The sequence below is a fragment of the Streptomyces sp. NPDC050560 genome (genome assembly GCF_044457285.1).
Lineage (GTDB): Bacteria > Actinomycetota > Actinomycetes > Streptomycetales > Streptomycetaceae > Streptomyces.
Genome location: NZ_JBITGT010000022.1, coordinates 24,606 through 46,400 on the forward strand (window position 1 = coordinate 24,606; position 21,795 = coordinate 46,400).

Here is a 21,795-nt window from a genome sequence, read left to right on the forward strand (position 1 = left end):
TCACCTCCCCACCGGGACGGCGCGCGCGAAGCCGCCGTCCACCATCAGGTTCGCCACGGTCTCCAGTTCCGGGGGGCTGCCCGCGAGGCGGGAGAGGAACGCGTCGAAGTCCGCGCCGCAGGGCAGCAGCAGCCGGGCCACCCGGTCCGCCACCTGCCAGCCGTCCCGGTCGCGCGCGTCGTCGTACGCGCAGAACCAGACCGAGCCGACCTGGTCCCCCTTGACCTTCAGCGCCAGCAGGCCGCCCTGCACGAAGCCGATGCCCAGGTAGTCCTTCGTCAGATGGTCCCGCAGGCACTTGTTCACGTACACCAGGTCGTTCACGGCGGCCTCGTCGCGCACCGTGAAGAACGGCTGGTCCACCAGGAGGCCGAGGTCCGCGTCGAGCGCGGTGCCCACCGGGGCGCAGCCGCCCGCCGCCTTCAGGAAGGAGCGGTAGGCGCCCGGCAGCCGGTAGCCCAGGTCCTCCTCGACGCCCTGCACCTGCTGCTCGGTGACCGCCACGCCGGACTTGGGCAGCCCGAAGTGCGCGGGGCGGGTCTCCTGGAGCGGCCGGGTGCCGCGCTTCTGCTGGTCGACGGCGGACGTCGCGAGGCCGCCGTGGTGCCGCAGCAGCGCCTTCACCTCGACGGGGACCAGCTCCAGGCGCCGGGAGCCGACCACGTGGTGCCAGGTCCAGCCGTGCGGGGTGGCCACGGCGGGGATGGTGCCCCACAGGTCGTGTGCTGTCGCGGCCACCGCGGCGTTCGCGGAGACGTAGTCGGTCAGCCGCAGTTCGTCCACTCCGAAGCCCTCGGGGGGCTCCGCGATCTCCGCCGCCGCGCGCGCATAGGGGGAGAAGTCCGGATAACCTCTCCCGTCCACCCGCACCCCGCCCGGATGACGGGCCGCCCGGACGGGGTCCGGGAAATGCACGACCTGCCCGGCATACGCCGCGTTCGGCGGCGCTGCTTGTCCCCCGGCCGGGGCGCCCGTGGCTGCCCCCAGACCGAGCCGACCCGTCGTCATGGCGCTTGCCCCCTGCTGAGTGTCTGCGATGGGGCCCAGCCTAAGCGGTAGGCGACCACCGGTCACCGGGCCTCCGCTTCGACGACGGTCCGTCACACCACCGTGACAGTGCGACGCATTTCACGCGTGTCACCACAACCTGGTTAACGCCTCACGCGTCACATTTGGCAGTCTGAAGCAGACTCGGGGGCGTGACCCGCACGGCGACAGCCGTGCGCACGGAGGGAAGCGGCACCATGCACACCGCACAGACAGATGACGAGACCGGGGGGTTCGACAGTCCCGGCGACCCACGGGTCGGCTGGAGCAGCACCGACACGCCGGGCCCCCCTGCCCTGCTGCACCGCCGCGACGGCATCCTCCCCACGGTCGCCGCCGCGCTCTCCGTCCACGGCACCACCCTCACCGGGACGCCGGCGCGCGGTGAGAGCGCGCCCACGCTCCACCCGCTGGTACAGGAGTACCTGGACACGCTGCCCAGCGCGCAGCGCGACCGCTTCACCGGGCGCTGCGCGGAGACCATCCTGATCTCACGCCACCTCACCACCGCCGACGAGGCACGCAGCAAGCGCGCGAGACGAAAACCCATGACCAACAGCGAGGCGAAGAAGGCGTTGAAACACGCCAAACTCACCACCCGCCGCATCCGTGAGGACGGCGACCCCCTGCACGGCGGCTTCGCCCACCCGTGCCGCGCCTGCGCCGCCCTCACCGCCCACTTCGGGGTACGGGTCGTCGACCCCGCCGCCGTCGCCGCCCCCTGACCCCACGCCATCCGGGACCCGGTATGCAACCCGACATGCAACCCGACCGCACGTCGAGCACCCGCTTCGCCGTCCCCGTCGACGCCGCGCTGCGCGCCGCGGGCTGGCGGCCCGGGCGCTGGGACATCAAACAGGCCGAGTTCTGGGCCGACACCCTGCGCGGCCACACCTCGCCGGGCGGCCACCGGCACACCGTGCTCACCAGCGCCGTCGAGGCGTGGGCCGAGTTCGGGGCGCTGCACATCGTGCCCGGCGCGCCAGGACGCCGTATCGCGCCCGCGGTGCTCCACCTCGACCCGCTGCACGGCCTGCACATGGCGAGGACCCTCGGCGACCTCGGGCGCGCGCTCGACAGCCAGGTCTGCCCGATCGGCGCGGAGCTTCCGCCCGAGGCGCCCGGCACCGCGGAGGGCCAGGCGGTGCTGGCCATAGACGCGCTGGGCCGGGTCTACAGCCTCGACCACACCGGCGACTGGTACCTCGGCGACACCCTCGACGACGCCCTCGCGGCCCTCATCTCCGGCACGGAACCGACCCGCCTGACCGCACCCTGACGCCCCGCCGACCGCCCCCGTGGGGCCGGGCCGCACGCCCCGGCGGGAACCACCGGCCTCACGCCCCGGCGGGGATCACCGCCGACACCCGGAAGCCCCCGGCGTCCGTGGGGCCCGACACGAAGACGCCGCCGAGGGCGGCCACCCGCTCCCGCATGCCCACCAGGCCGTTGCCGCCGCTCGGCAGCCCCGCGCCCGTGCCGTCGCCGTCCGGCGCCGCCTCGTTCTCCACCTGCATCGCGATCTCGGTGACCCGGTGCGCGAGGCGTACGTACGTCTTGGCGCCCGCCGCGTGCTTGTGCACGTTGGTCAGCGCCTCCTGGACCACCCGGTACGCGGTCTGCTCCACCTCGGCCGCGTACCCCCGGGACTCGCCCTCGACCAGCACCTCGATCGCGACCCCCGCCTCCCTCGACTGCTCCACAAGCGCCTCTAGCTCCGCGAGCGAGGGCCCCTCGGAACCGTCCTCGGGCGCCGCCCGCGAGGCCGCCGCCGCGGCCGCCTCGCCGACCGCCGCGAGCGGCACCGCCTCGCGGTGCGCAAGGCCCTCGCCCGAGCGCAGCACCCCGAGCATCTCGCGCAGCTCGGTCAGCGCCTTGCGGCCCATGTCGCCCACCAGGGCGGCGTTCTTCACCGCCTTCTCCGGGTCCTTGCGCGCCACTGCCTGCACCGCCGCGGAGTGCACCACCATCAGGCTCACCCGGTGCGCCACCACGTCGTGCATCTCGCGCGCGATGCGGCCGCGCTCCTCGCCGCGCGCCCACTCCGCGCGCTCCTCGGCCCGCTCGGCCAGGAGCTGCAACTCGCGTTCGAGCGAGTCGGCGCGCTCCCTGAGGCTGTCCATCAGCCGCCGCCTGGCACCGACGTAGAGGCCGAGCAGCAGCGGCGGGGCGGTGACGCCGAGCGACATGGTGATGGAGAGGAACGGCACGAACCAGTCGCCCGCCGTCCAGTCGCCGTGCGCGAGGTCCTGACGGGTCCGTACGAAGGTGACGATCAGGGTGGCCGAGAACGACATCCCCGCGAGCGCGCCGATGATGCGCCGGGGCAGCTCGGAGGCGGCGAGCGTGTAGAGCCCCACGACGCTCATCAGGATGCCCATCTCGGCGGGCGTCACCGCGACCGTGACCAGCACCACCGCGATCGGCCACCGGCGCCGCAGCACGAGCGCCGAGCCCGCCAGCGCGCCGAACACCATGCAGAGGAGTTCCGGAAGGCCCGAGTCGCGCGCGAAGCCCGACCCCTCGAACGCGCACTCGGCCGCCGAGAGTACGGCCAGCACCAGATCGAGCACGGCGCTGCGCCGCCGCGCCCACCACCATGGCCCGGTCGGGGCCCCCGCGCGGTCTACCCCCGTCGTGGTCATGCCCCCAGCGTACGGTCGAGTCCCCCCACTCGACCGAGGGGTTTTGCGGCGTGCCACGCCACCGCGCGGCGGCGTCGGTCACATCCTTCGCCGCACCCGCCGCGGGGGCCCCACGGGCGCCGGTGGCGTGCGGCGTTCGGCAGTCGGATCGACGTCGCGTCCGGGGCGGGTGGTGCGGCATAGTAGACACCGCCGCGGCGGCCGAAGGCACCGAAAGGTGCGCTTCGACGGCTTCACCATCCCCTGTGGTGTAATTGGCAGCACTGAGGCTTTTGGTGCCTTAAGTCCGGGTTCGAGTCCTGGCGGGGGAGCACGACGACAGACGGGTTCCGGCCAGCGGCCGGGGCCCGTCGGCAGGTACGGACGCCCCTCGTTCCGCCGCCCCGGTCCCCCGCGCCGCCGCGCGCCCCGCCGCGCCGCCACCGCAGGACCGCACCCGCCCCGGCGCGCACACCCGCACCCGCACGCTCCGCGGCGTTTCCCATCCCCACCCCGCCGGTATCCTGCGAAGGTCCCCCCGACCACGTGTCCCCCGCACCCACAGCCGAAGGGCATTTCCGTGAGCGCCAACCGCCCGGCAGCCGTCGTCGTTCTCGCAGCGGGTGAGGGCACCCGCATGAAATCGGCCACCCCCAAGGTCCTGCACGAGATCTGCGGGCGCTCCCTCGTCGGCCATGTGCTGGCCGCCGCGGGAGAGTTGGACCCCGGGGAACTCGTGGTGGTGGTCGGGCACGCGCGGCAGCAGGTCGTGGACCATCTCACCGAGAACGCGCCCGCGGCGCGCACGGCCGTGCAGACCGAGCAGAACGGCACGGGCCACGCGGTGCGGATGGCGCTCGAAGAACTGGGCGGCGCGGTGGACGGCACCGTGGTGGTGGTCTGCGGCGACACTCCCCTGCTGACGGGAGAAACGCTACGGCAACTGGCCGGGACCCACGCCCGCGAGTCCAACGCGGTCACGGTCCTCACCGCGAAGGTACCCGACGCCACCGGCTACGGCCGGATCGTACGGGACGGCGCCTCGGGGGCGGTCACGGCGATCGTCGAGCACAAGGACGCCTCGGAGGCGCAGCGGGCCATCCGCGAGATCAACTCGGGGGTGTTCGCCTTCGACGGGCGGCTGCTCGCCGACGCGCTCGGCAAGGTCCGCAGGGACAACAGCCAGGGCGAGGAGTACCTGACGGACGTGCTCGGCATCCTGCGCGAGGCCGGGCACCGGGTCGGCGCCTCGGTGGCCGCCGACCACCGCGAGATCGCCGGGATCAACAACCGCGTACAGCTCGCCCAGGCCCGCCGCAGCCTGAACGACCGGCTGCTCGAACGGGCGATGCTCGCCGGTGTCACCGTGGTCGACCCGGCCTCGACCTGGCTCGATGTCACGGTGACCTTCGGGCGCGACGTCGTGGTGCACCCCGGCACCCAGTTGCTCGGCGCCTCGCACCTGGCGGACGACAGCGAGGTCGGCCCGCAGTCCCGGCTCACGGACACCACCGTGGGCGCGGGCGCCAGGATGGAGTTCACGGTGGCGGACGGCGCCGAGGTCGGCGCGGGCGCCACGGTCGGCCCCTATGCCTATCTGCGCCCCGGCACCCGGCTCGGGGTGCGCGCGAAGGCCGGCACCTACGTCGAGATGAAGAACGCGACGGTGGGCGAGGGCACCAAGGTCCCCCACCTCTCCTACGTGGGCGACGCCACCATCGGCGAGTTCACCAACATCGGCGCGGCCAGCGTCTTCGTGAACTACGACGGCCAGGACAAGCACCACTCCAGCATCGGCTCGCACTGCCGCACCGGCGCCGACAACATGTTCGTGGCCCCGGTCTCCGTCGGGGACGGCGCGTACACCGCGGCGGGCTCCGTGATCACCAGGGACGTGCCGGCGGGCTCCCTCGGGGTGGCGCGCGGCCAGCAGCGCAACGTGGACGGCTGGGTGACCCGCAGGCGCCCGGGAAGCGCCGCCGCGAAGGCGGCCGAGGCCGCGGCGGCCCGCGACGCGGCCGGCCCCGACACCACCGGGGAGAGCTAGGGAGAACCAGAAAGAACCGGAACCAGAAGGAACTGGAACCGGAAAGAACCAGAAGGAACCGGACGCAAACCGACGACCGTCCCACGGGACCAAAAAAAGCGGCCACGACGGACGTGGGCCCGCTCATATCGCGCGGGTGACATCTGGGGGAAACTGACCGAAACGCGCGGGGAAGTAGGTGCGTCAAGGGCGACGTACTGTGATAAGTGCCCATGATTCGGCTGGCTCATCGCTCCGGGACGCGTGCGGGGGGCACTAGCTGAGGAACACGTCAGGAGACTGTGCTGTGACCGGGATCAAGACGACCGGCGAGAAGAAGCTGATGCTCTTTTCCGGCCGCGCCCATCCCCAGCTCGCCGAAGAGGTCGCCGAGCAACTGGGCGTGGGGCTTGTGCCGACGCGGGCCTTCGACTTCGCCAACGGCGAGATCTACGTCCGATACGAGGAGTCGGCGCGCGGCGCCGACTGTTTTCTGATCCAGAGCCACACCAAGCCCATCAACAAATGGATCATGGAGCAGCTCATCATGCTCGACGCGCTGAAACGCGCGTCGGCCCGGAGCATCACGGTCATCGTGCCGTTCTACGGCTATGCGCGCCAGGACAAGAAGCACCGGGGCCGCGAGCCCATCTCGGCGCGGCTCGTGGCGGACCTGATGCGGACCGCGGGCGCGGACCGCATCCTCACCGTCGACCTGCACACCGACCAGATCCAGGGCTTCTTCGACGGCCCCGTCGACCATCTGTTCGCGCTGCCGCTGCTGGCGGACTACGTGGCGAGCAAAGTGAGCGACGGCAGGCTCACGGTGGTCTCCCCCGACGCGGGCCGGGTACGGGTCGCGGACCGCTGGTGCGACCGGCTCGGGGCGCCGCTGGCGATCGTCCACAAGCGGCGCGACAAGGACGTGGCCAACCAGGTCACCGTCCACGAGGTCGTCGGCGACGTCGAGGACCGGGTGTGCGTGCTGGTCGACGACATGATCGACACCGGTGGCACGATCTGCGCCGCCGCCGAGGCGCTCTTCGCGCACGGCGCGGCCGACGTCATCGTGACGGCCACCCACGGCGTGCTCTCCGGGCCCGCCGCCGACCGTCTGAAGAACTCCAGGGTCAGCGAGTTCGTCCTGACGAACACCCTGCCCACCCCCGCCGAGGTCCCGCTCGACAAGATCACGGTGCTCTCCATCGCGCCCACGATCGCCAGCGCGGTGCGCGAGGTCTTCGAGGACGGCTCGGTGACCAGCCTCTTCGAGAGCTGAGCGGGTCAGCCCTCCCGCCGACTGATCGTTTTGGGTGCGGCCTCCCCCGCCGGGTACGCTTGACGCGTTGCTCGGCGAGGGAGGCCGCACCCGTGTGCGGCGCTCCGTTATCGACGCGCTCTTCGTAGCAGGCCAGTCGTGTGGCCGGGTGACCGCCACAGGGGCCGGACGTCGGCCCCGCCAGAACACGAGGAGTGCAAATGCCCGAGGTGAAGCTCGCCGCCGAGACCCGTACCGAGTTCGGCAAGGGCGCGGCGCGCCGCATCCGCCGCGCGTCCAAGGTGCCCGGTGTGCTCTACGGCCACGGTGCCGACCCGGTGCACGTCACGCTGCCCGGCCACGAGCTGCTGCTCGCGCTGCGTACCTCCAACGTCCTGATCGCGCTCGACCTGGACGGCAAGAGCGAGCTGGCGATCCCGAAGGCGGTCCAGCGCGACCCGCTGAAGGGCTTCCTTGAGCACGTCGACCTGCTGCTGGTCAAGCGCGGCGAGAAGGTCAGCGTCGAGATCCCGGTCCACACCGAGGGCGAACTGGCCCCCGGCGGCTACCTCCTCGAGCACGTGCTCGACGCGCTCCCGGTGGAGGCCGAGGCCACCCACATCCCGGAGTCCGTCACCGTCTCCATCGCGGGCCTCGCGGCCGGCGACTCCATCCTCGCCAAGGACATCAAGCTGCCCGGCGGCGTCGCCCTCGGCGTGGAGGACGACGCCGTCGTCATCCAGGTGCTGGCCGCGCAGGCCGAGGAGGCCGCGCCGGAGAGCGAGGACGGCGAGGAGACCGCGGAGGTCTGACACACCTCGACGGGTCCGGGGCGCCGACGGGGCCCCGGACCCGTCGCGTGTGAGGGACGGGACGACGGCCCTGTGGCCGGAGAGGAGTCGGGGTCATGGCCGCGCAGGACGGCGGGGTGTGGCTGGTGGTGGGGCTCGGCAACCCCGGGCCCGGTTACGCCGCGAACCGGCACAACGTGGGCTTCATGGTGGCCGATCTGCTGGCCACCAGGATGTCGGGCTCGTTCAAGCGCAGCGGCCGGGCGCAGGCGGGCGTGGTGGAGGGCCGGATCGGCCCCCCGGGCCCCGACAGCCGCCGCGTGGTGCTGGCGAAGCCGATGTCGTACATGAACCTCTCGGGCGGCCCCGTGTCGGCGCTGCGGGACTTCTACAAGGTGCCGGTCGAGCGGATCGTCGCCGTCCACGACGAACTCGACATCGACTACGGCACGCTCCGGCTGAAGCTCGGCGGCGGCGACAACGGGCACAACGGCCTGAAGTCCATGACCAAGGCGTTCGGCCCCGGCTACCACCGGGTCCGCTTCGGCATCGGACGGCCCCCGGGGCGGATGCAGGTGGCCGACTTCGTCCTGAAGGACTTCTCCTCGGCGGAGCGCAAGGAACTCGACTACTTCGTGGACCGGGCCGCCGACGCCGTGGAGTCCCTGGTGCGGGACGGGCTCGAACGGGCCCAGAACACCTTCAACACCTGAGGGGCGCCCCGAGGTTGACCCGGCGCCCAGCCATGGCCAAAGATCTGCGGCATGTTTGGCATGGGCGGGTCACGCCGTACGCACCAACTGCTCGCCGTCTCCCGGGGCCTGGCCGTCACCGTGGTGGCGCTGCTCCTGGTGACCGCGGGCACCTGGGCGTCGTGGGGCCCGGCGCGCCGCGCGATGGGCGCCGACGGCGGTGTGCGCGGCACCATGACGGTGGCGAGCTGCCACGACGGCGAGTGCACCGGCCCCTACACGCCCTCGTCCGCGGGCTCGTCGCCGCGCTCCCGGGTGGTGCTGCGCCAGCCCGTGGCGGCCGACGAGGGGGCCAGGGTCGCGGTGGCGCTGCGCCCCGGCAGCGACGAGGTGGTACGCACGGGCGCCGCCGGCCTCTTCCGCTCCTGGCTCCCCCTGGGCGGCGCCCTGCTGCTCGCCGCCGTGATCATCGCGGGCGGCCTCCGTATGCCCCGCACCGCCTGGACGGCGGGCGTGACGGGCATCGCCCTGCTGACGGCGGCGTTCGTGGCGCTCTGAGGGCCGTCCGGGACCGGCCGCGGGTGCGGTCGGCCCCGGAGCAGTCCTTATCTCAGCCGGTGTTGCGCAGCCCCGCCGCCACCCCGTTCACCGTCAGCAGCAACGCCCGGCCCAGCAGCGGGTCGGGGTCCTCGCCGCGCTCCGCCGCCGCGCGCTGGCGGGCCAGCAGGGAGACCTGGAGGTAGGAGATCGGGTCCAGGTAGGCGTCGCGGATCGCGAACGTCTGCTGGAGCACCGGCTGGGTGTCGAGCAGCTTCTCGCCCCCGGTGATCCGCAGCACCTCCCGCACGGTGAGGTCGTGTTCCGCCTCGATGGTCTCGAAGACGTGCCGCAGATGGTCGGGGACCAGGGTGTCCACATAGTGCCTGGCGATCCTGAGGTCGGTCTTGGCGAGCGTCATCTCCACGTTGGAGACGAAGTTCGCGAAGAAGTGCCACTGCTCCTGCATCTCGTCGAGGACACTGTCGAGCCCGGCGGCGCGCAGCGCCTTGAGCCCGGAGCCGACGCCGAACCAGCCGGGCACGATCTGCCGCGACTGGGTCCAGCCGAAGACCCACGGGATCGCCCGAAGGCCGTCGAGCCCGGCGCCCGAGTCGGGCCGCCGCGAGGGGCGTGAGCCCAGGTGCAGGTCGGCGAGCTGGTCGACGGGGGTGGCCGCGAAGAAGTACGCGGGCAGGTCCGGGTCCTCGACCAGCTTGCGGTACGCGGCGTGTGCGGCGTCCGAGACGACGTCCATGGCGGCGTCCCAGCGGGCCAGCGCCTCCACGGACTGGCGCGGCGCGGTGTGCAGCGCCGACGCCTGGAGGGTGGCCGCGACGGTCAGTTCCAGGTTCTCCCTGGCGAGCGAGGGCACGAGGTACTTGTCGGAGATCACCTCGCCCTGCTCGGTGACCTTGATCTCGCCCTCCAGGGTGCCCCACGGCTGGGAGAGGATCGCGTCGTGCGAGGGGCCGCCGCCGCGCCCCACGGTGCCGCCCCTGCCGTGGAAGAGCCGCAGCCGCACCCCGTAGCGGTGCGCCACGTCGCGCAGTCGGCGCTGCGCCCGGTGGATCTCCCACTGGCTGGTGGTGATGCCGCCGAACTTGGAGGAGTCCGAGTAGCCGAGCATGACTTCCTGGACGTCGCCGCGCAGCGCCACGAGGCGCCGGTAGGAGGGGTCGGCCAGCATCTCGTCGAGGATGGTGTCCGCGGCGCGCAGCTCGTCGGTGGTCTCCAGCAGCGGCACGATGCCGATCTTGGCCCAGCCCGCGTGCAGGTCGACGAGCCCGGCCTCGCGGGCGAGGACGGCGGCGGCGAAGACGTCGTCGGCGCCCTGGCACATCGAGATGATGTACGACTCGATGACCTCGGGCCCGAAGACGTCGAGGGCGCGGCGCACCGTGTGGAACACGCCGAGCGTCTTGGCGCCCGCGGCGTCGAGCGGCGCCGGGGTCGGCGCGAGCGGGCGGCGCGAGCGCAGCTCCCTGGCGAGGAGCTTGGTGCGGTTCTCGCGCGGCATGTCGGCGTAGCGCCAGGACTCCTCGCCGAGCCGGTCGAAGAGCTGCCCGAGGGCGTGGTGGTGGGCGTCCGCGTGCTCGCGCACGTCCAGCGTGGCGAGCTGGAGCCCGAAGGCGGCGAGGGTGCGGACGACGCGGTTCATCCTGCCGTCGGCGACGAGCCCGCCGCGGTGTTCGCGCAGCGACGTCTGGATGAGGGTGAGGTCGTGCAGCAGCTCGGAGGTGCCGAGGTAGTCGCGGCCCGGCTGGTGCGCGGTGCCGCCCGCAAGACGCCGCTTGGTGTTCTCCAGCTTCTGCCGGATGCAGGTGGCCTTGAGCCGGTACGGCTCCTCGGCGTTGAGCCGCTTGTAGCGCGGGCTGATCTCGGGCAGCGCGGCGAGGTCGGCCGCCAGCGAGGAGGTCAGCTCCTCGGTGGCGCCGGTGTAGCGGATGGAGTTGGAGAGGAAGCCGCGCAGCTCGTCGACGAGGTCGAGGGCGTCGTTGATGCCGTGCTCGTGCTGGAGGATCAGCACGTCCCAGGTGACGTCGGGGGTGACGTTCGGGTTGCCGTCGCGGTCGCCGCCGATCCAGCTCCCGAAGGTGATCGGGCGGGTGCGGTCGGGCACCCGTACGCCGACCCGCTCCAGCTCGGCGGTCAGGTCCTCAAGGACGTCGCCGACGGCGCCCGCGTGCAGCTCGTCCAGGTAGTAGATCGCGTTGCGGGCCTCGTCGGTGGGCTCGGGGCGCACCACCCGCAGCTCGTCGGTCTGCCAGACCAGGTCGATGCTCTCGGCGAGCCGGGTGTCGTGGCGGCGCCGGTCCGCCTCGCTGACCGGCACTTCGAGGAGTTCCGCGATCCGGCGCAGCTTGTTCAGCACGGAGCGGCGGGCGGCCTCGGTCGGGTGGGCCGTGAACACCGGGCGCACGTTCAGGTTGCGCACGGTGTCGCGCAGGTGCTCGGGGTCGGCGTCCTTGAGCCGGTCGGCCGTCCTGGACAGCAGCCCGCCCTCGGCGGCGCGCCTGACCCGCAGCTCGCGCCCGCGGTGCACCTGCTCGGTGACGTTCGCCAGGTGGAAGTAGGTCGAGAAGGCCCGTACGAGCTTGGCCGCGGTCTCCAGTTCGGTGTCGCCGAGGAGCCGGGCGGCCGCCTCGCCGTCCTCCCTGGTCAGCCTGCGGACCCGCTCGACGAGTTCCAGGAGGTCAGCGCCCTCCTGGCGCACCAGGGTCTCCCCGAGGAGATCACCCAGACGGCGGATGTCCGCACGCAGCTCCGCCGCGGCGGTCGGGGCCTTGGGGCCGTGGTCTTCTGCACTGCTCACAGGTGCGGCTCCTTGCAGTTCAGTAGGGGGTGCGCGTCGCGTCCGCCCGTCACGGTGGTGCCGGTGCGGGCGGGATCAAGCGCCCGGGACTCCCGTTTCCTCGCCGCCTGGTGGCCCGCTCGTGGCTACCGCCGCCCGGTCCCGGGAAGAGAACACAGCGGACCACGCTGTCCGACCGAGACCAAGGATAGGTGGCGAGGCCGTGGCGCGACCCGTACCTCTTGTCGGCAGGGTGCACGCTGACATACTTACGTTGCCGTAGGTTACGGAAGCGTAGGAACCTCGGACGCGCACAGACAGTCCTGTCACCCGCCCCCGCAGTCGAACCCACAGGGAATGCCCATGAGCACAAGCTCCGACGTGGACGTGATGGACGGCGCCGTGCAGGCGCCGGCCGACGCCCCGCTTCCTTCCGCCACTCTCGGCGGTGAGCAGAAGCGATCGCTTGAGCAGATCACACTGCTGCTCTTCATCACCTTGCCGTTCCTCGCCCTGGTCGCGGCGGTGCCGCTGGCCTGGGGCTGGGGGGTGAGCTGGCTCGATCTGGGGCTGCTCGTCTTCTTCTACTTCCTGGGGTGCCACGGCATCACCATCGGTTTCCACCGCTACTTCACCCATGGCTCGTTCAAGGCCAAGCGCCCGCTGCGGATCGCGCTGGCCATCATGGGCTCGATGGCGGTCGAGGGCCCGCTGGTGCGCTGGGTGGCGGACCACCGCAAGCACCACAAGTTCTCTGACGCCGAGGGCGACCCGCACTCCCCCTGGCGGTACGGGGAGTCGGTGCCGGCGCTGATGAAGGGCCTGTGGTGGGCCCACATGGGCTGGATGTTCGACGAGGAGCAGACCCCGCAGGACAAGTTCGCGCCCGACCTGATCAAGGACAACGCGATCAGGACCATCTCGCGCCAGTTCGTGCTGTGGACCTCGGTGTCGCTGCTGCTGCCCGCGCTGATCGGCGGCCTCGCCACGCTGTCCTGGCAGGGCGCGCTGACCGCGCTGTTCTGGGGCTCGCTGGTGCGGGTCGCGCTGCTGCACCATGTGACCTGGTCGATCAACTCCATCTGCCACGCGGTCGGCAAGCGCCCGTTCAAGTCCCGGGACCGCTCGGGCAACGTGTGGTGGCTCGCGGTGCTGTCCTGCGGCGAGTCCTGGCACAACCTGCACCACGCCGACCCGACGTCGGCGCGGCACGGTGTGATGCGGGGCCAGGTGGACTCCTCGGCTCGGATCATCCGCTGGTTCGAACTCCTCGGCTGGGCCCACGACGTACGGTGGCCGTCGCGGGCCAGGATCGAGTCCCGGCGCAAGCAGGACACCGCAGAGACGGCATGATGGACAGGTGGCGACCGACTCCAGCACGGCGGGCAACCTGACGGCCAACGGGCGCGGCGATGCCGCGGCGGCTCCGCGCCGCAGGCGCCGCACCCGGCTGACCGCCGCGGAGCGCCGCGGCCAGTTGCTGGAGATCGGGCGGACCCTGTTCGCCGCCAAGGGCTTCGAGGGCACCTCGGTCGAGGAGATCGCGGCACGGGCCGGGGTGTCGAAGCCGCTCGTCTACGAGCACTTCGGCGGCAAGGACGGGCTCTACGCCGCGGTCGTGGACCGCGAGATGGCGAAACTCCTCGACATGGTGACGGGCTCGCTCACCGCGGGCCACCCCAGGGAGCTGTGCGAACAGGCCGCGTTCGCGCTGCTCGACTACATCGAGGAACGCACCGACGGGTTCCGCATCCTGGTGCGCGACTCCACGATCCCGCAGTCCACCGGGGGCTTCGCGTCGCTGATATCCGACATCGCCACCCAGGTCGAGCACGTGCTCGGCCGCGAGTTCGCGGGCCGCGGCTTCGACCCGGCGCTGGCGTCGCTGTACGCGCAGGCGCTGGTGGGGATGGTGGCGCTGACCGGGCAGTGGTGGCTCGACGCCCGGCACCCGGCCAAGGCGGAGGTCGCGGCCCATCTGGTGAACCTCGCCTGGCACGGCCTCGACGGCCTGGAGAAGCAGCCGGTACTCGTGGGGCGCCGACGCGATTGAGCGGGCGTGTGAGCGGGCGGGCACTTGGCTTGGCGGGCATGCGGCTGAGTGGGCATGTGACTTGGCGGGCACGGGGCTTGGCGGGCACGGGCTGAGGGGGCGCCGCCCACTGGTCCGCCGCCCGGATAATGGCTGGCGTGCGGCCGCAGCACCCCGGATGCTCGTCGCATGACCGACACCCCGCCAAGCCCCACCAGTCCCACCAGCCCCTCCCGTCCCTCCGGCCCGTCCAGCCCCTCGGCTCCGCAGGTCTTCGACCGTGTCGCCGGCTGGGACGGCATGTTCGTACCGCCCGGTGACGACCCGCGCTCCGAGGGCGGCTACACCAACGAGCGCGAACTGCTCGTCGGCTATCTGCGCGACTACCGGCTGACGCTCCGGATGAAGTGCGCGGGCCTGGACGCCGAGGCCCTGGCGCGCCGCGCGGTGCCGCCCTCCGACCTGTCGCTGCTCGGCCTTGTGCGGCACATGGCCGCCGTGGAGCAGTCCTGGTTCCGGCGGGTGCTTGCGGGCGAGGACGTGCCCCGGCACTTCCGCACCGCCGAGGGCCGCGACCTCGACTTCACCGAGGCCGTGGCCGACCCCGAGGTCGTCGAGGCGGCGTGGAGCCTGTGGCGCGCGGAGGTCGCGTTCGCCGAGAAGTTCACCGCCGAGGCCCCCGGCCTCGACATCAGGGGCCGCCGGCTCCACCCCGAGCTGCAACTGCGGGAGATCCTGGTCCATATGATCGAGGAGTACGCGCGCCACTGCGGGCACGCGGACTTCCTCAGGGAGTGCGTCGACGGCCGCACCGGGGCGTGAGGGCGGGCCGCGCGCGGCGGCCGGTCAGCCGCCGTCGGACTCCGGCAGCGGCTCCAGGAACTCCAGGCGGTTGCCCACCGGGTCGTCGGAGTAGAAGCGGCGGTGCCCTGGCAGGTCGCCGTCCCAGGCGACCGGGGCGCCACCTGCTTCGAGCCGGGCCGCGTACGCCTCGATGCCGACGACCCGCAGCCCCGGGTGGGCCTTGCGGGCGGGCCTGAAGTCCCGCTCGATGCCCAGGTGGAGCTGGACGGGGCCCGCCTGGAACCAGCAGCCGCCGCGCGCCGCGAGCACCGGCGGCTTGGGGATCTCGGTCATCCCGAGGACGCCCGCGTAGTACGCGCGCAGGGCGTACTCGGAGCCGGGCGGCGCGGCGAGCTGCACATGGTCGACGGCGGCGAGCATCAGCAGGTCCTCCTGGGTTCTGCGGTGCGGGTGGCGACGGCGAAGATCCGGCGGAACGGCAGGACGGTGCCGTGCGGGGCGCGCGGGTAGGCGGCGCGCAGCAGCTCGCGGTACTCGGCGGTGAAGCGCTCCGCCGCCTCGGGGTCGTCGTCGAGCGCGGCCAGCACCGGCCGCAGGCCCGTCCCCTTCACCCAGTCGAGCACCGGGTCCTCGCCCGGCAGCAGGTGGAGGTACGTGGTCTCCCACACGTCGGCCTCGCAGCCGAGCGCCACCAGGTGCTCCAGATAGCCCTCGGGCTCCAGTACGGCTCCCGCGTGCCGCAGCACCCCGGCGAGCCTGCCGCGCCAGGCGGGGGACTCGGCGAGGTCGCGCATCAGGGTGTGGCTCGGGGCGCCGAAGTTGCCGGGGACCTGGAAGGCGAGGGTGCCGCCCGGGGTGAGCCCCGCGATCCAGTCGCCGAGGCGCTTCTCGTGCCCCGGCACCCACTGGAGGGTGGCGTTGCTGACGATCACGTCGTACGGCTCGCCGTCCGCGGGCGCCCAGGTCGCCGCGTCCGCGTGGGCGAAGTCGAGGCTGCCGCCGCCGGGGGTGGGGCCCGCGTGCTCGCGCCCGGCGCGCTCCAGCATCTGCGGGGAGTTGTCGAGTCCTGTGACGCGGGCGGTGGGCCAGCGGGCCGCGATCAGCTCGGTGGCGTTGCCGGGGCCGCAGCCGAGGTCGGCGACCCGGGGCGGGGCGCCGCCAGGGGGCTCCGGGTCGGGGACGCGGGCCAGCAGGTCGGCGAGGGGGCGGGCCCGGTGGTCCGCGTGCCGCAGGTACTGGGCCGGGTCCCAGACGGGGGCGGTGGGGGCGGCGCCCCGGTCGCGGGATGGGGGCATGGGAAGGGGACCTCCTCGCGTCGCGGCGCCGGGCAGGGCGCCGTACGGTGCGCCCGTGCGGGGGTCCGGCAGGGCACGGTCCCATCCTGGCCGCGATGTATCTTGACGTCAAGAGACTTCATGTCGAGGCACCCTTTACACTGATCGTCATGGAGGACGAGGTCGATCGGCTGGTCGCGGCGTGGCGCCGGGAGCGCCCCGACCTCGATGTGGAGCCCCTCGAAGTGCTCAGCCGGGTGAGCAGGCTCGCCCGGCATCTCGACAGGGCCCGGCGGCTCGCGTTCTCCGAGCACGGTCTCGAACCGTGGGAGTTCGACGTGCTGACGGCGCTGCGGCGCGCCGGGGCGCCGTATCAGCTCTCTCCCGGGCAGCTTCTCACCCAGACTCTCGTCACGTCGGGGACGATGACCAACCGGATCGACCGGCTGGCGAAGAAGGGGCTTGTGGAGCGGCTTCCTGATCCCAGTGACCGGCGTGGGGTGCTGGTCCGTCTGACGACGGAGGGGCGTGACCGGGCGGACTCGTCGCTGGCGGGGTTGCTGGCGCAGGAGCGGGCGCTTCTTGCGGGTCTGACACCCGCGAGACGACAGCAGCTCGCCGATCTGCTGCGGTTCCTTACGGCGCCGTTCGACAATTCTCCTGGGTAGGGGCGGGGTTGGCATCGCCGGGCCGGTGCGGTGGGGGTTGCTCGGCGTTGCGGCGGATTTGAAGGGGCGGAGCCCCCTCACTCCCGGAGCCCCCTCAGGAAGCCTCCTCCAAGTCCACGGGACCCACCCCCGCCCGTCGGGCCAATGCCACAGCGGCCAGCGTCGAGTGGACGCCCAGTTTGCCCAGCACGTTCTGCATGTGGGTGCGGACCGTGTGAGGGGAGAGGAAGAGGCGTTCTGCGACCGCCTTGCGGCCGAGGCCCGCGACCATGCAGCGCAGCACCTCCCGCTCGCGGGGCGTCAGCGACTCCACGAGCCGCTCGCTCTCCGTCCGGTGCTTGCGCGCCGCCGTCAGCTCCCGCAGCACCCCGGTGAGCAGCGCGGGCGGCAGATGCGTCTCGTCCCGCAGCACCCCCCGGATCACCGTCAGCAGCCGGGAGAGCGAGCAGTCCTTGGCGACCCAGCCCGAGGCACCCGCGCCGAGCGCGAGGGCGGCGCGGCGCGGGTCGTCCCGCTCCGCGAGGACCACCGCGCGCACCCCTGGATGCGCGCCCCGCACCCCCACCACCAGGGAGATACCGTCGACGACACGGTCGGCCCCGGGGTCGGGGACGGCCATCGCGGCACGGTTCCTGACCGGGGGCCTGCCCGCCGCGTCGGGCCCCGTACGGCCGAGGTCGGCGTCGACGAGCAGCACGTCGAACGGGCGGCCGCCCGCGGCGGCCCGCTCCAGGCTGCGCATCGCGGCGGGGCCGCTGCCCGCGGTGGTGACCTCGACATCGGGCTCGGCGGCGAGGGCCGCGGCCAGCGACTCGGCGAAGATACGGTGGTCGTCGACGACCAGCACTTGGATGCGCACCATGTGAACCCCCACAGGTCGGGGAACGTCCCGCTCGGGCCCGCCGCCCGGAGCCGCGCCCGGCCCCATGCGCTCCGGGTGTCGTACCCGACTTCTCTCGCCCCCTGCCGGGTACCGACCCCCACCGGCACCCATGCTCAGAGTAGAGGCATGCGCCCAGATCCGAAGCCGATGTGCGCAACTGATTTAGGACGGCCCTTATGGTGGCCTCCATGTTTCGCATCGAGACGGAAACCGACAGGGTCGACAAGCGGCGCCGGGAACTCCTGCTCCAGCGGCTGCGGGCGGCCAACACCGCGGCCTCCCCGGTGCTGCGGGCGATGCGGGACACGGCCGCCGACCGCGAGTCGCCGGTCGGGGTGTGGGCATGGGGCGAGGACGGCGGTCTCGTGGCCGGGCTCGACGGGCACGTATGGGCGGGGTGGCTGCACGTGAACCTGCTCTGGGTGGACGCCGGGCACCGGGGCCGCGGGCTCGGCTCGCGGCTGCTGGCGGAGTCCGAGGAGCTGACCGCGCTCCGGCACGGCTGCCGCTGGTCACGCGTGTCGACATGGGACTTCCAGGCGCCCGGCTTCTACCGGGGGCAGGGCTACGAGGTGGTGTGCGCCATCCCCGACTACCCGCCGGGCGTCACGGAGTACACGCTCACCAAGCGGCTGCCCGCACGCTGAGCACCGGGGCGCGGGTACCGGGGGCGGGCGCCCCGAACCGGCCCTCACCCCGCGCACCGTGAAACCCGCGCACCGTGAAACCCCGAGCGCCGTGAACCCCGAGCGCCGTGAACCGTGAGCCGGCCCCCGCCCCGCCCCCGTTACTTGACCCTTCTCGCCCCGGCCGCCGCCTGTGCCACGAAGACCCGCGGCGCCGTGTACCCGGACGCCACGAACGCCTCGCGCACCGCGCGCTCCACCGCGTCGAGCGCCGCCGCCTCGACGAGGACGACCGCGCTGCCGCCGAAGCCGCCGCCCGTCATCCGGGCGCCGAGCGCGCCCGCGGTGTTCGCCGCCGTCACCACCAGGTCGAGTTCCGGGCAGGAGATGCGCAGGTCGTCGCGGAGTGAGGCGTGACCCGCGGTCAGGACGGGCCCGATGGCGCGCACCTCGCCCGCCGCGAGCAGCCGTACCACCTCGGTGACCCGGTGGTCGTCGCCCACGACATGGCGCACATAGCGGCGCAGCCGCTCGTCGTCGCCGAGCGCCGTGAGCGCGTCCGCGAGCCCGTCGTGGGTGACGTCGCGCAAGTGGGAGACGCCGAGCCTGCGCGCCGCCGTCTCGCAGCCCTCGCGGCGCTCCGCGTAGGCGCCGTCGCCCAGTTCGTGCTTGACGCGGGTGTCGACGACGAGCAGGCGCAGGCCCTCCGCCTCCAGGTCGAACGGGATCTGCCGCATCGACAGGTCGCGGCAGTCCAGGTGCAGGGCGTGCCCCGCGGTGCAGCACGCGGACGCCATCTGGTCCATGACGCCGCAGGGCACTCCGACGAAGTCGTTCTCGGCGCGCTGGGCGGTCCTGGCCAGCTCGGCGCCACCAAGACCGAGTCCGAAGAGGTCGTTCAGGGCGAACGCGGTGACGACTTCGAGCGCCGCGGACGAGGAGAGCCCGGCGCCGGTGGGCACCGTGGAGGCGAGGTGGACGTCGGCGCCGGTGACCGGGTGCCCGTCCTGGCGCAGCGCCCAGACGACGCCCGCGGGGTACGAGGCCCAGGAGCCGACGCCGGGCGGGGCGAGGGCGTCGACGCGCAGCTCGGCGACGGGGGTGGCGGCGTCGGCCGAGTGCAGCCGCAGCACGCCGTCGTCGCGCCTGGCGACGGCCGCGACGGCGGTGTGCGGCAGGGCGAGCGGCAGGACGAAGCCCTCGTTGAAGTCGGTGTACTCGCCGATGAGGTTGACCCGTCCCGGCGCCGCCCAGACCCCGTCGGGCGCGGCCCCGTACAGCTCCTCGAACCCGGCGGCGATGCCGGAGACCCGCTGGTCCTGATCCTGGCCCTGGCCCTGGCCCCCCTGGCCCTGGCCCTGGCCCCCCTGGCCCTGGTCCCGGCCCCGGTCCTGGTCGGTCATGCGCCCTCCTCCTGTGCCCGCGCGCGGGCGAACTCCCACGCGTCGGCGACGATCGCGTCCAGGTCGGCCCTGGCGGGCCGCCAGCCGAGCCTGGTCCTCGCCGCCTCGGCGGAGGCGACCAGCACCGCGGGGTCGCCGGCGCGGCGCGGCGCGCGCACCTCGGGCACCGGGTGCCCCGTGACCCGCCGTACGGTCTCGACGACCTCGCGGACCGAGAAGCCGTTGCCGTTGCCGAGGTTGCAGATCAGGTGCTCGCCCGGGGTGGCGGCGTCCAGCGCGCGCAGGTGCGCCTCGGCGAGGTCGGCGACGTGGATGTAGTCGCGTACGCAGGTGCCGTCCGGGGTCGGGTAGTCGTCGCCGTAGACGGAGATCGCCTCCCGCCTGCCGAGGGCGACCTGGAGGACCAGCGGGATGAGGTGGGACTCGGGGTCGTGCCGCTCGCCCTGGGAGCCGTATGCGCCCGCCACGTTGAAGTAGCGCAGGGAGACCGCGCCGAGCCCATGGGCCGCGGCCTCGCCGCCGATCATGTGGTCGACGGCGAGCTTGCTCGCGCCGTAGGGGCTGGTGGGGGCGGTGGGGTCGGTCTCGGTGATGGGGGTGCCCACGGGTTCGCCGTAGGTGGCGGCGGTGGAGGAGAACACCAGGCGGCGCACGTGCGCGTCGCGCATCGCGGCGAGCAGCGCCATGGTGCCGCCGACGTTGTTCTCCCAGTACTTCTCCGGCTTCAGTACGGACTCGCCGACCTGGGAGAAGGCGGCGAAGTGCAGCACGGCGTCGTAGGAGGAGTCCACCCACTTGGCCGCGTCCTGGACCCGGCCCTCGATGAACTCGGCCCCCTCGGGCACCCCGGCGGCGAAGCCGGTGGACAGGTCGTCGAGGACGGTCACCCGGTGCCCGGCCTCCAGCAGGTGCGCGGCCACCACGCCGCCCACATAGCCCGCACCGCCGGTCACCAGGTACTTCCCGCTCATGTCGTGGCCACCTCTCGCAGTCGCTCGGCCGCGGCCTCCGGCGGCACGTCGTTGATGAAGACGTCCATGCCGGACTCGGAGCCCGCGAGGAACTTCAGCTTGCCGGAAGTCCGCCGGATCGTGAAAAGCTCCAGGTGGAGCGCGAACTCCTCGCGCGGCGCCGCCCCCGCGTCCGGCGGCCCGAAGGGCGCCTGGTGCCACGCCGCGATGTACGGGGTGGGCTGCCAGCCCGGCGGATGCCCCGCGGCGCCCCGTCCCCCGGCACCCTTCCCCCCGAAGCCACGTCCCCCGGCGCCGCCCGCCGCGGTGTGCTCGGCGGCGTACTCGGTGTCGAAGAGCCGGTCGAAGCGGCGCAGCAGTTCGAGGTAGACGGCGGGGAACTCGGCGCGCGCGGCGTCGTCGAGGCCGAGCAGGTCGGGCACCCTGCGGCGCGGGTAGAGGTGGATCTCGTACGGCCAGTGGGCGGCGTGGGGGACGAACGCGACCCAGTGTCCTGTGGCCAGGACGGTGCGGCCGCCGCCCGCGGGCCAGGACGCCTCCGCGGCGAGGATGTCGTCGAAGAGGTTGCGCCCGGTCCGCTCCCGGTGGGCGGCGACGGAGGCCAGCATGCGCGCGGTGCGCGGGGTGGTGAAGGGGTACGCGTAGATCTGGCCGTGGGGGTGGCCGAGGGTGACGCCGATCTCCTCGCCGCGGTTCTCGAAGCAGAAGACCTGGCGCACGGCGGGGAGTTGGGACAGCTCCGCGGTGCGGTCCGTCCAGGTGTCGAGGACGAGGGCGGCCTGCGCCTCGCTGAGGTCGGCGAAGGACGCGTCGTGGTCCTGGGTGAAGCAGACCACCTCGCAGCGCCCGGTGTCACCGGCGAGCGAGGGGAAGCGGTTCTCGAAGACCACGACGTCGTAGGAGGAGTCGGGGATCTCGCTGGGGCGCCCCGGGCGGCTCGGGCACAGCGGGCACTGGTCGGCCGGGGGGTGGTAGGTGCGGGTCTGGCGGTGCGAGGCGATGGCGACGTCGTCGCCGAGCAGCGGGTCGTGGCGGATCTCGGAGCCGGTCGCGACCGGCCCGAGCGGCCGCTCGTCGACCGCGTCCCGCACGGGGGCGTCGCCCGCGAGCGCGCCGTCGTAGTAGATGAGTTCACGACCGTCGGCCAGCCGGGTCGAGGTCTTCTTCACGCTGTGCTCCCCACCACTTCCTGGTGTCGCCCGCGGGGCCCCCGACGGCACCAGGGCGCGGGGCGGCGGCCGGGTGTCCCCCGAAGGCGCGACCATCAAACAGAATCCAACATAACAAACCGTAAAGCAACACCGCACTCCGGGGGAACCCATCGGAGCGGTGAGCGCATACGACTTGCCGACCCCGGGTAGCCGA

21 protein-coding genes and 1 tRNA gene are annotated in these 21,795 nt (G+C 73.1%); 13 read left to right on the forward strand and 9 right to left on the reverse strand.

The window, feature by feature from the left end; translation table 11 throughout:
* The gene (locus tag ACIBIW_RS34275) at positions 1 to 1,008 is read right to left on the reverse strand and encodes an SMI1/KNR4 family protein (protein WP_399342058.1); all 1,008 of its coding nucleotides are present in this window, start codon (positions 1,006 to 1,008) and stop codon (positions 1 to 3) included.
* Between the two features lie 236 nt (positions 1,009 to 1,244).
* Here ACIBIW_RS34275 and ACIBIW_RS34280 point away from each other — a divergent pair, with 236 nt between their 5' ends.
* Together ACIBIW_RS34280 and ACIBIW_RS34285 are read left to right on the forward strand one after the other, a co-directional pair.
* Entirely contained in the window at positions 1,245 to 1,772 is a 528-nt protein-coding gene (locus tag ACIBIW_RS34280) for a YwqJ-related putative deaminase (protein ID WP_399342060.1), read from the forward strand.
* Positions 1,773 to 1,807: 35 nt separating this feature from the next.
* Positions 1,808 to 2,326, forward strand: coding sequence for an SUKH-3 domain-containing protein (locus ACIBIW_RS34285; RefSeq protein WP_399342062.1), 519 nt, complete (start codon positions 1,808 to 1,810; stop codon positions 2,324 to 2,326).
* A 58-nt stretch (positions 2,327 to 2,384) separates the two neighbouring features.
* Here ACIBIW_RS34285 and ACIBIW_RS34290 read toward each other — a convergent pair whose 3' ends face one another.
* On the reverse strand, positions 2,385 to 3,692 hold the full coding sequence (locus ACIBIW_RS34290) for a sensor histidine kinase (protein ID WP_399342064.1): 1,308 nt from the start codon (positions 3,690 to 3,692) through the stop codon (positions 2,385 to 2,387).
* Between the two features lie 239 nt (positions 3,693 to 3,931).
* Here ACIBIW_RS34290 and ACIBIW_RS34295 point away from each other — a divergent pair.
* From ACIBIW_RS34295 to ACIBIW_RS34320, 6 genes are all read left to right on the forward strand, one after another.
* Positions 3,932 to 4,003, forward strand: a tRNA-Gln gene (locus ACIBIW_RS34295).
* Positions 4,004 to 4,251: 248 nt separating this feature from the next.
* Positions 4,252 to 5,718, forward strand: coding sequence for a bifunctional UDP-N-acetylglucosamine diphosphorylase/glucosamine-1-phosphate N-acetyltransferase GlmU (glmU, locus tag ACIBIW_RS34300; RefSeq protein WP_399342066.1), 1,467 nt, complete (start codon positions 4,252 to 4,254; stop codon positions 5,716 to 5,718).
* 286 nt (positions 5,719 to 6,004) lie between these two features.
* Entirely contained in the window at positions 6,005 to 6,976 is a 972-nt protein-coding gene (locus ACIBIW_RS34305) for a ribose-phosphate diphosphokinase (RefSeq protein WP_399342067.1), read from the forward strand.
* Positions 6,977 to 7,176: 200 nt separating this feature from the next.
* Complete coding sequence (locus ACIBIW_RS34310; protein ID WP_399342069.1) at positions 7,177 to 7,767, forward strand: 50S ribosomal protein L25/general stress protein Ctc; 591 nt, start codon at positions 7,177 to 7,179, stop codon at positions 7,765 to 7,767.
* A 95-nt stretch (positions 7,768 to 7,862) separates the two neighbouring features.
* Positions 7,863 to 8,459 carry an aminoacyl-tRNA hydrolase gene (pth, locus tag ACIBIW_RS34315; RefSeq protein ID WP_399342070.1) on the forward strand — a complete coding sequence of 199 codons (597 nt, stop codon included), beginning with the start codon at positions 7,863 to 7,865 and terminating at the stop codon, positions 8,457 to 8,459.
* A 60-nt stretch (positions 8,460 to 8,519) separates the two neighbouring features.
* Positions 8,520 to 8,996 carry a hypothetical protein gene (locus ACIBIW_RS34320; protein WP_399342072.1) on the forward strand — a complete coding sequence of 159 codons (477 nt, stop codon included), beginning with the start codon at positions 8,520 to 8,522 and terminating at the stop codon, positions 8,994 to 8,996.
* Between the two features lie 52 nt (positions 8,997 to 9,048).
* On the opposite strand, the gene ppc is transcribed toward ACIBIW_RS34320, so the two are convergent.
* Positions 9,049 to 11,790: a phosphoenolpyruvate carboxylase gene (gene ppc / locus ACIBIW_RS34325; protein WP_399342073.1), complete on the reverse strand. Its 2,742-nt coding sequence runs from the start codon at positions 11,788 to 11,790 to the stop codon at positions 9,049 to 9,051.
* 342 nt (positions 11,791 to 12,132) lie between these two features.
* On the opposite strand from ppc, the gene ACIBIW_RS34330 reads away from it, so the two are divergent.
* The 3 genes from ACIBIW_RS34330 (at position 12,133) to ACIBIW_RS34340 (ending at position 14,623) form a co-directional block, all read left to right on the forward strand.
* A complete protein-coding gene (locus ACIBIW_RS34330; RefSeq protein ID WP_399342075.1) occupies positions 12,133 to 13,122 on the forward strand; it encodes an acyl-CoA desaturase in 990 nt (329 codons plus the stop codon).
* A gap of 7 nt (positions 13,123 to 13,129) precedes the next feature.
* Positions 13,130 to 13,822 carry a TetR/AcrR family transcriptional regulator gene (locus ACIBIW_RS34335; RefSeq protein WP_399342076.1) on the forward strand — a complete coding sequence of 231 codons (693 nt, stop codon included), beginning with the start codon at positions 13,130 to 13,132 and terminating at the stop codon, positions 13,820 to 13,822.
* Between the two features lie 279 nt (positions 13,823 to 14,101).
* Complete coding sequence (locus ACIBIW_RS34340) at positions 14,102 to 14,623, forward strand: DinB family protein (protein WP_399342177.1); 522 nt, start codon at positions 14,102 to 14,104, stop codon at positions 14,621 to 14,623.
* Positions 14,624 to 14,647: 24 nt separating this feature from the next.
* On the opposite strand, the gene ACIBIW_RS34345 is transcribed toward ACIBIW_RS34340, so the two are convergent.
* Entirely contained in the window at positions 14,648 to 15,025 is a 378-nt protein-coding gene (locus ACIBIW_RS34345) for a glyoxalase (protein ID WP_399342077.1), read from the reverse strand.
* A complete protein-coding gene (locus tag ACIBIW_RS34350; RefSeq protein WP_399342079.1) occupies positions 15,025 to 15,900 on the reverse strand; it encodes a trans-aconitate 2-methyltransferase in 876 nt (291 codons plus the stop codon). The genes ACIBIW_RS34345 and ACIBIW_RS34350 overlap by 1 nt, the downstream gene beginning before the upstream one ends.
* A 149-nt stretch (positions 15,901 to 16,049) precedes the next feature.
* Here ACIBIW_RS34350 and ACIBIW_RS34355 point away from each other — a divergent pair, with 149 nt between their 5' ends.
* On the forward strand, positions 16,050 to 16,547 hold the full coding sequence (locus ACIBIW_RS34355) for a MarR family winged helix-turn-helix transcriptional regulator (RefSeq protein ID WP_399342080.1): 498 nt from the start codon (positions 16,050 to 16,052) through the stop codon (positions 16,545 to 16,547).
* Between the two features lie 94 nt (positions 16,548 to 16,641).
* Here ACIBIW_RS34355 and ACIBIW_RS34360 read toward each other — a convergent pair whose 3' ends face one another.
* On the reverse strand, positions 16,642 to 17,409 hold the full coding sequence (locus ACIBIW_RS34360) for a LuxR C-terminal-related transcriptional regulator (RefSeq protein WP_399342081.1): 768 nt from the start codon (positions 17,407 to 17,409) through the stop codon (positions 16,642 to 16,644).
* Between the two features lie 209 nt (positions 17,410 to 17,618).
* Between ACIBIW_RS34360 and ACIBIW_RS34365 the strand changes: the two genes are divergently transcribed.
* On the forward strand, positions 17,619 to 18,077 hold the full coding sequence (locus ACIBIW_RS34365) for a GNAT family N-acetyltransferase (protein WP_399342082.1): 459 nt from the start codon (positions 17,619 to 17,621) through the stop codon (positions 18,075 to 18,077).
* A 140-nt stretch (positions 18,078 to 18,217) separates the two neighbouring features.
* Here the strand turns inward: ACIBIW_RS34365 and galK are convergent, their stop codons facing one another.
* The 3 genes from galK to ACIBIW_RS34380 are packed head-to-tail and all read right to left on the reverse strand — an operon-like array spanning position 18,218 to position 21,599.
* Positions 18,218 to 19,459 carry a galactokinase gene (gene galK / locus ACIBIW_RS34370; RefSeq protein ID WP_399342084.1) on the reverse strand — a complete coding sequence of 414 codons (1,242 nt, stop codon included), beginning with the start codon at positions 19,457 to 19,459 and terminating at the stop codon, positions 18,218 to 18,220.
* Positions 19,456 to 20,430 carry a UDP-glucose 4-epimerase GalE gene (galE, locus tag ACIBIW_RS34375; RefSeq protein ID WP_399342086.1) on the reverse strand — a complete coding sequence of 325 codons (975 nt, stop codon included), beginning with the start codon at positions 20,428 to 20,430 and terminating at the stop codon, positions 19,456 to 19,458. Before galE ends, galK begins: the two co-directional genes overlap by 4 nt.
* Entirely contained in the window at positions 20,427 to 21,599 is a 1,173-nt protein-coding gene (locus ACIBIW_RS34380; RefSeq protein ID WP_399342088.1) for a galactose-1-phosphate uridylyltransferase, read from the reverse strand. Before ACIBIW_RS34380 ends, galE begins: the two co-directional genes overlap by 4 nt.
* Positions 21,600 to 21,795: the final 196 nt, after the last annotated feature.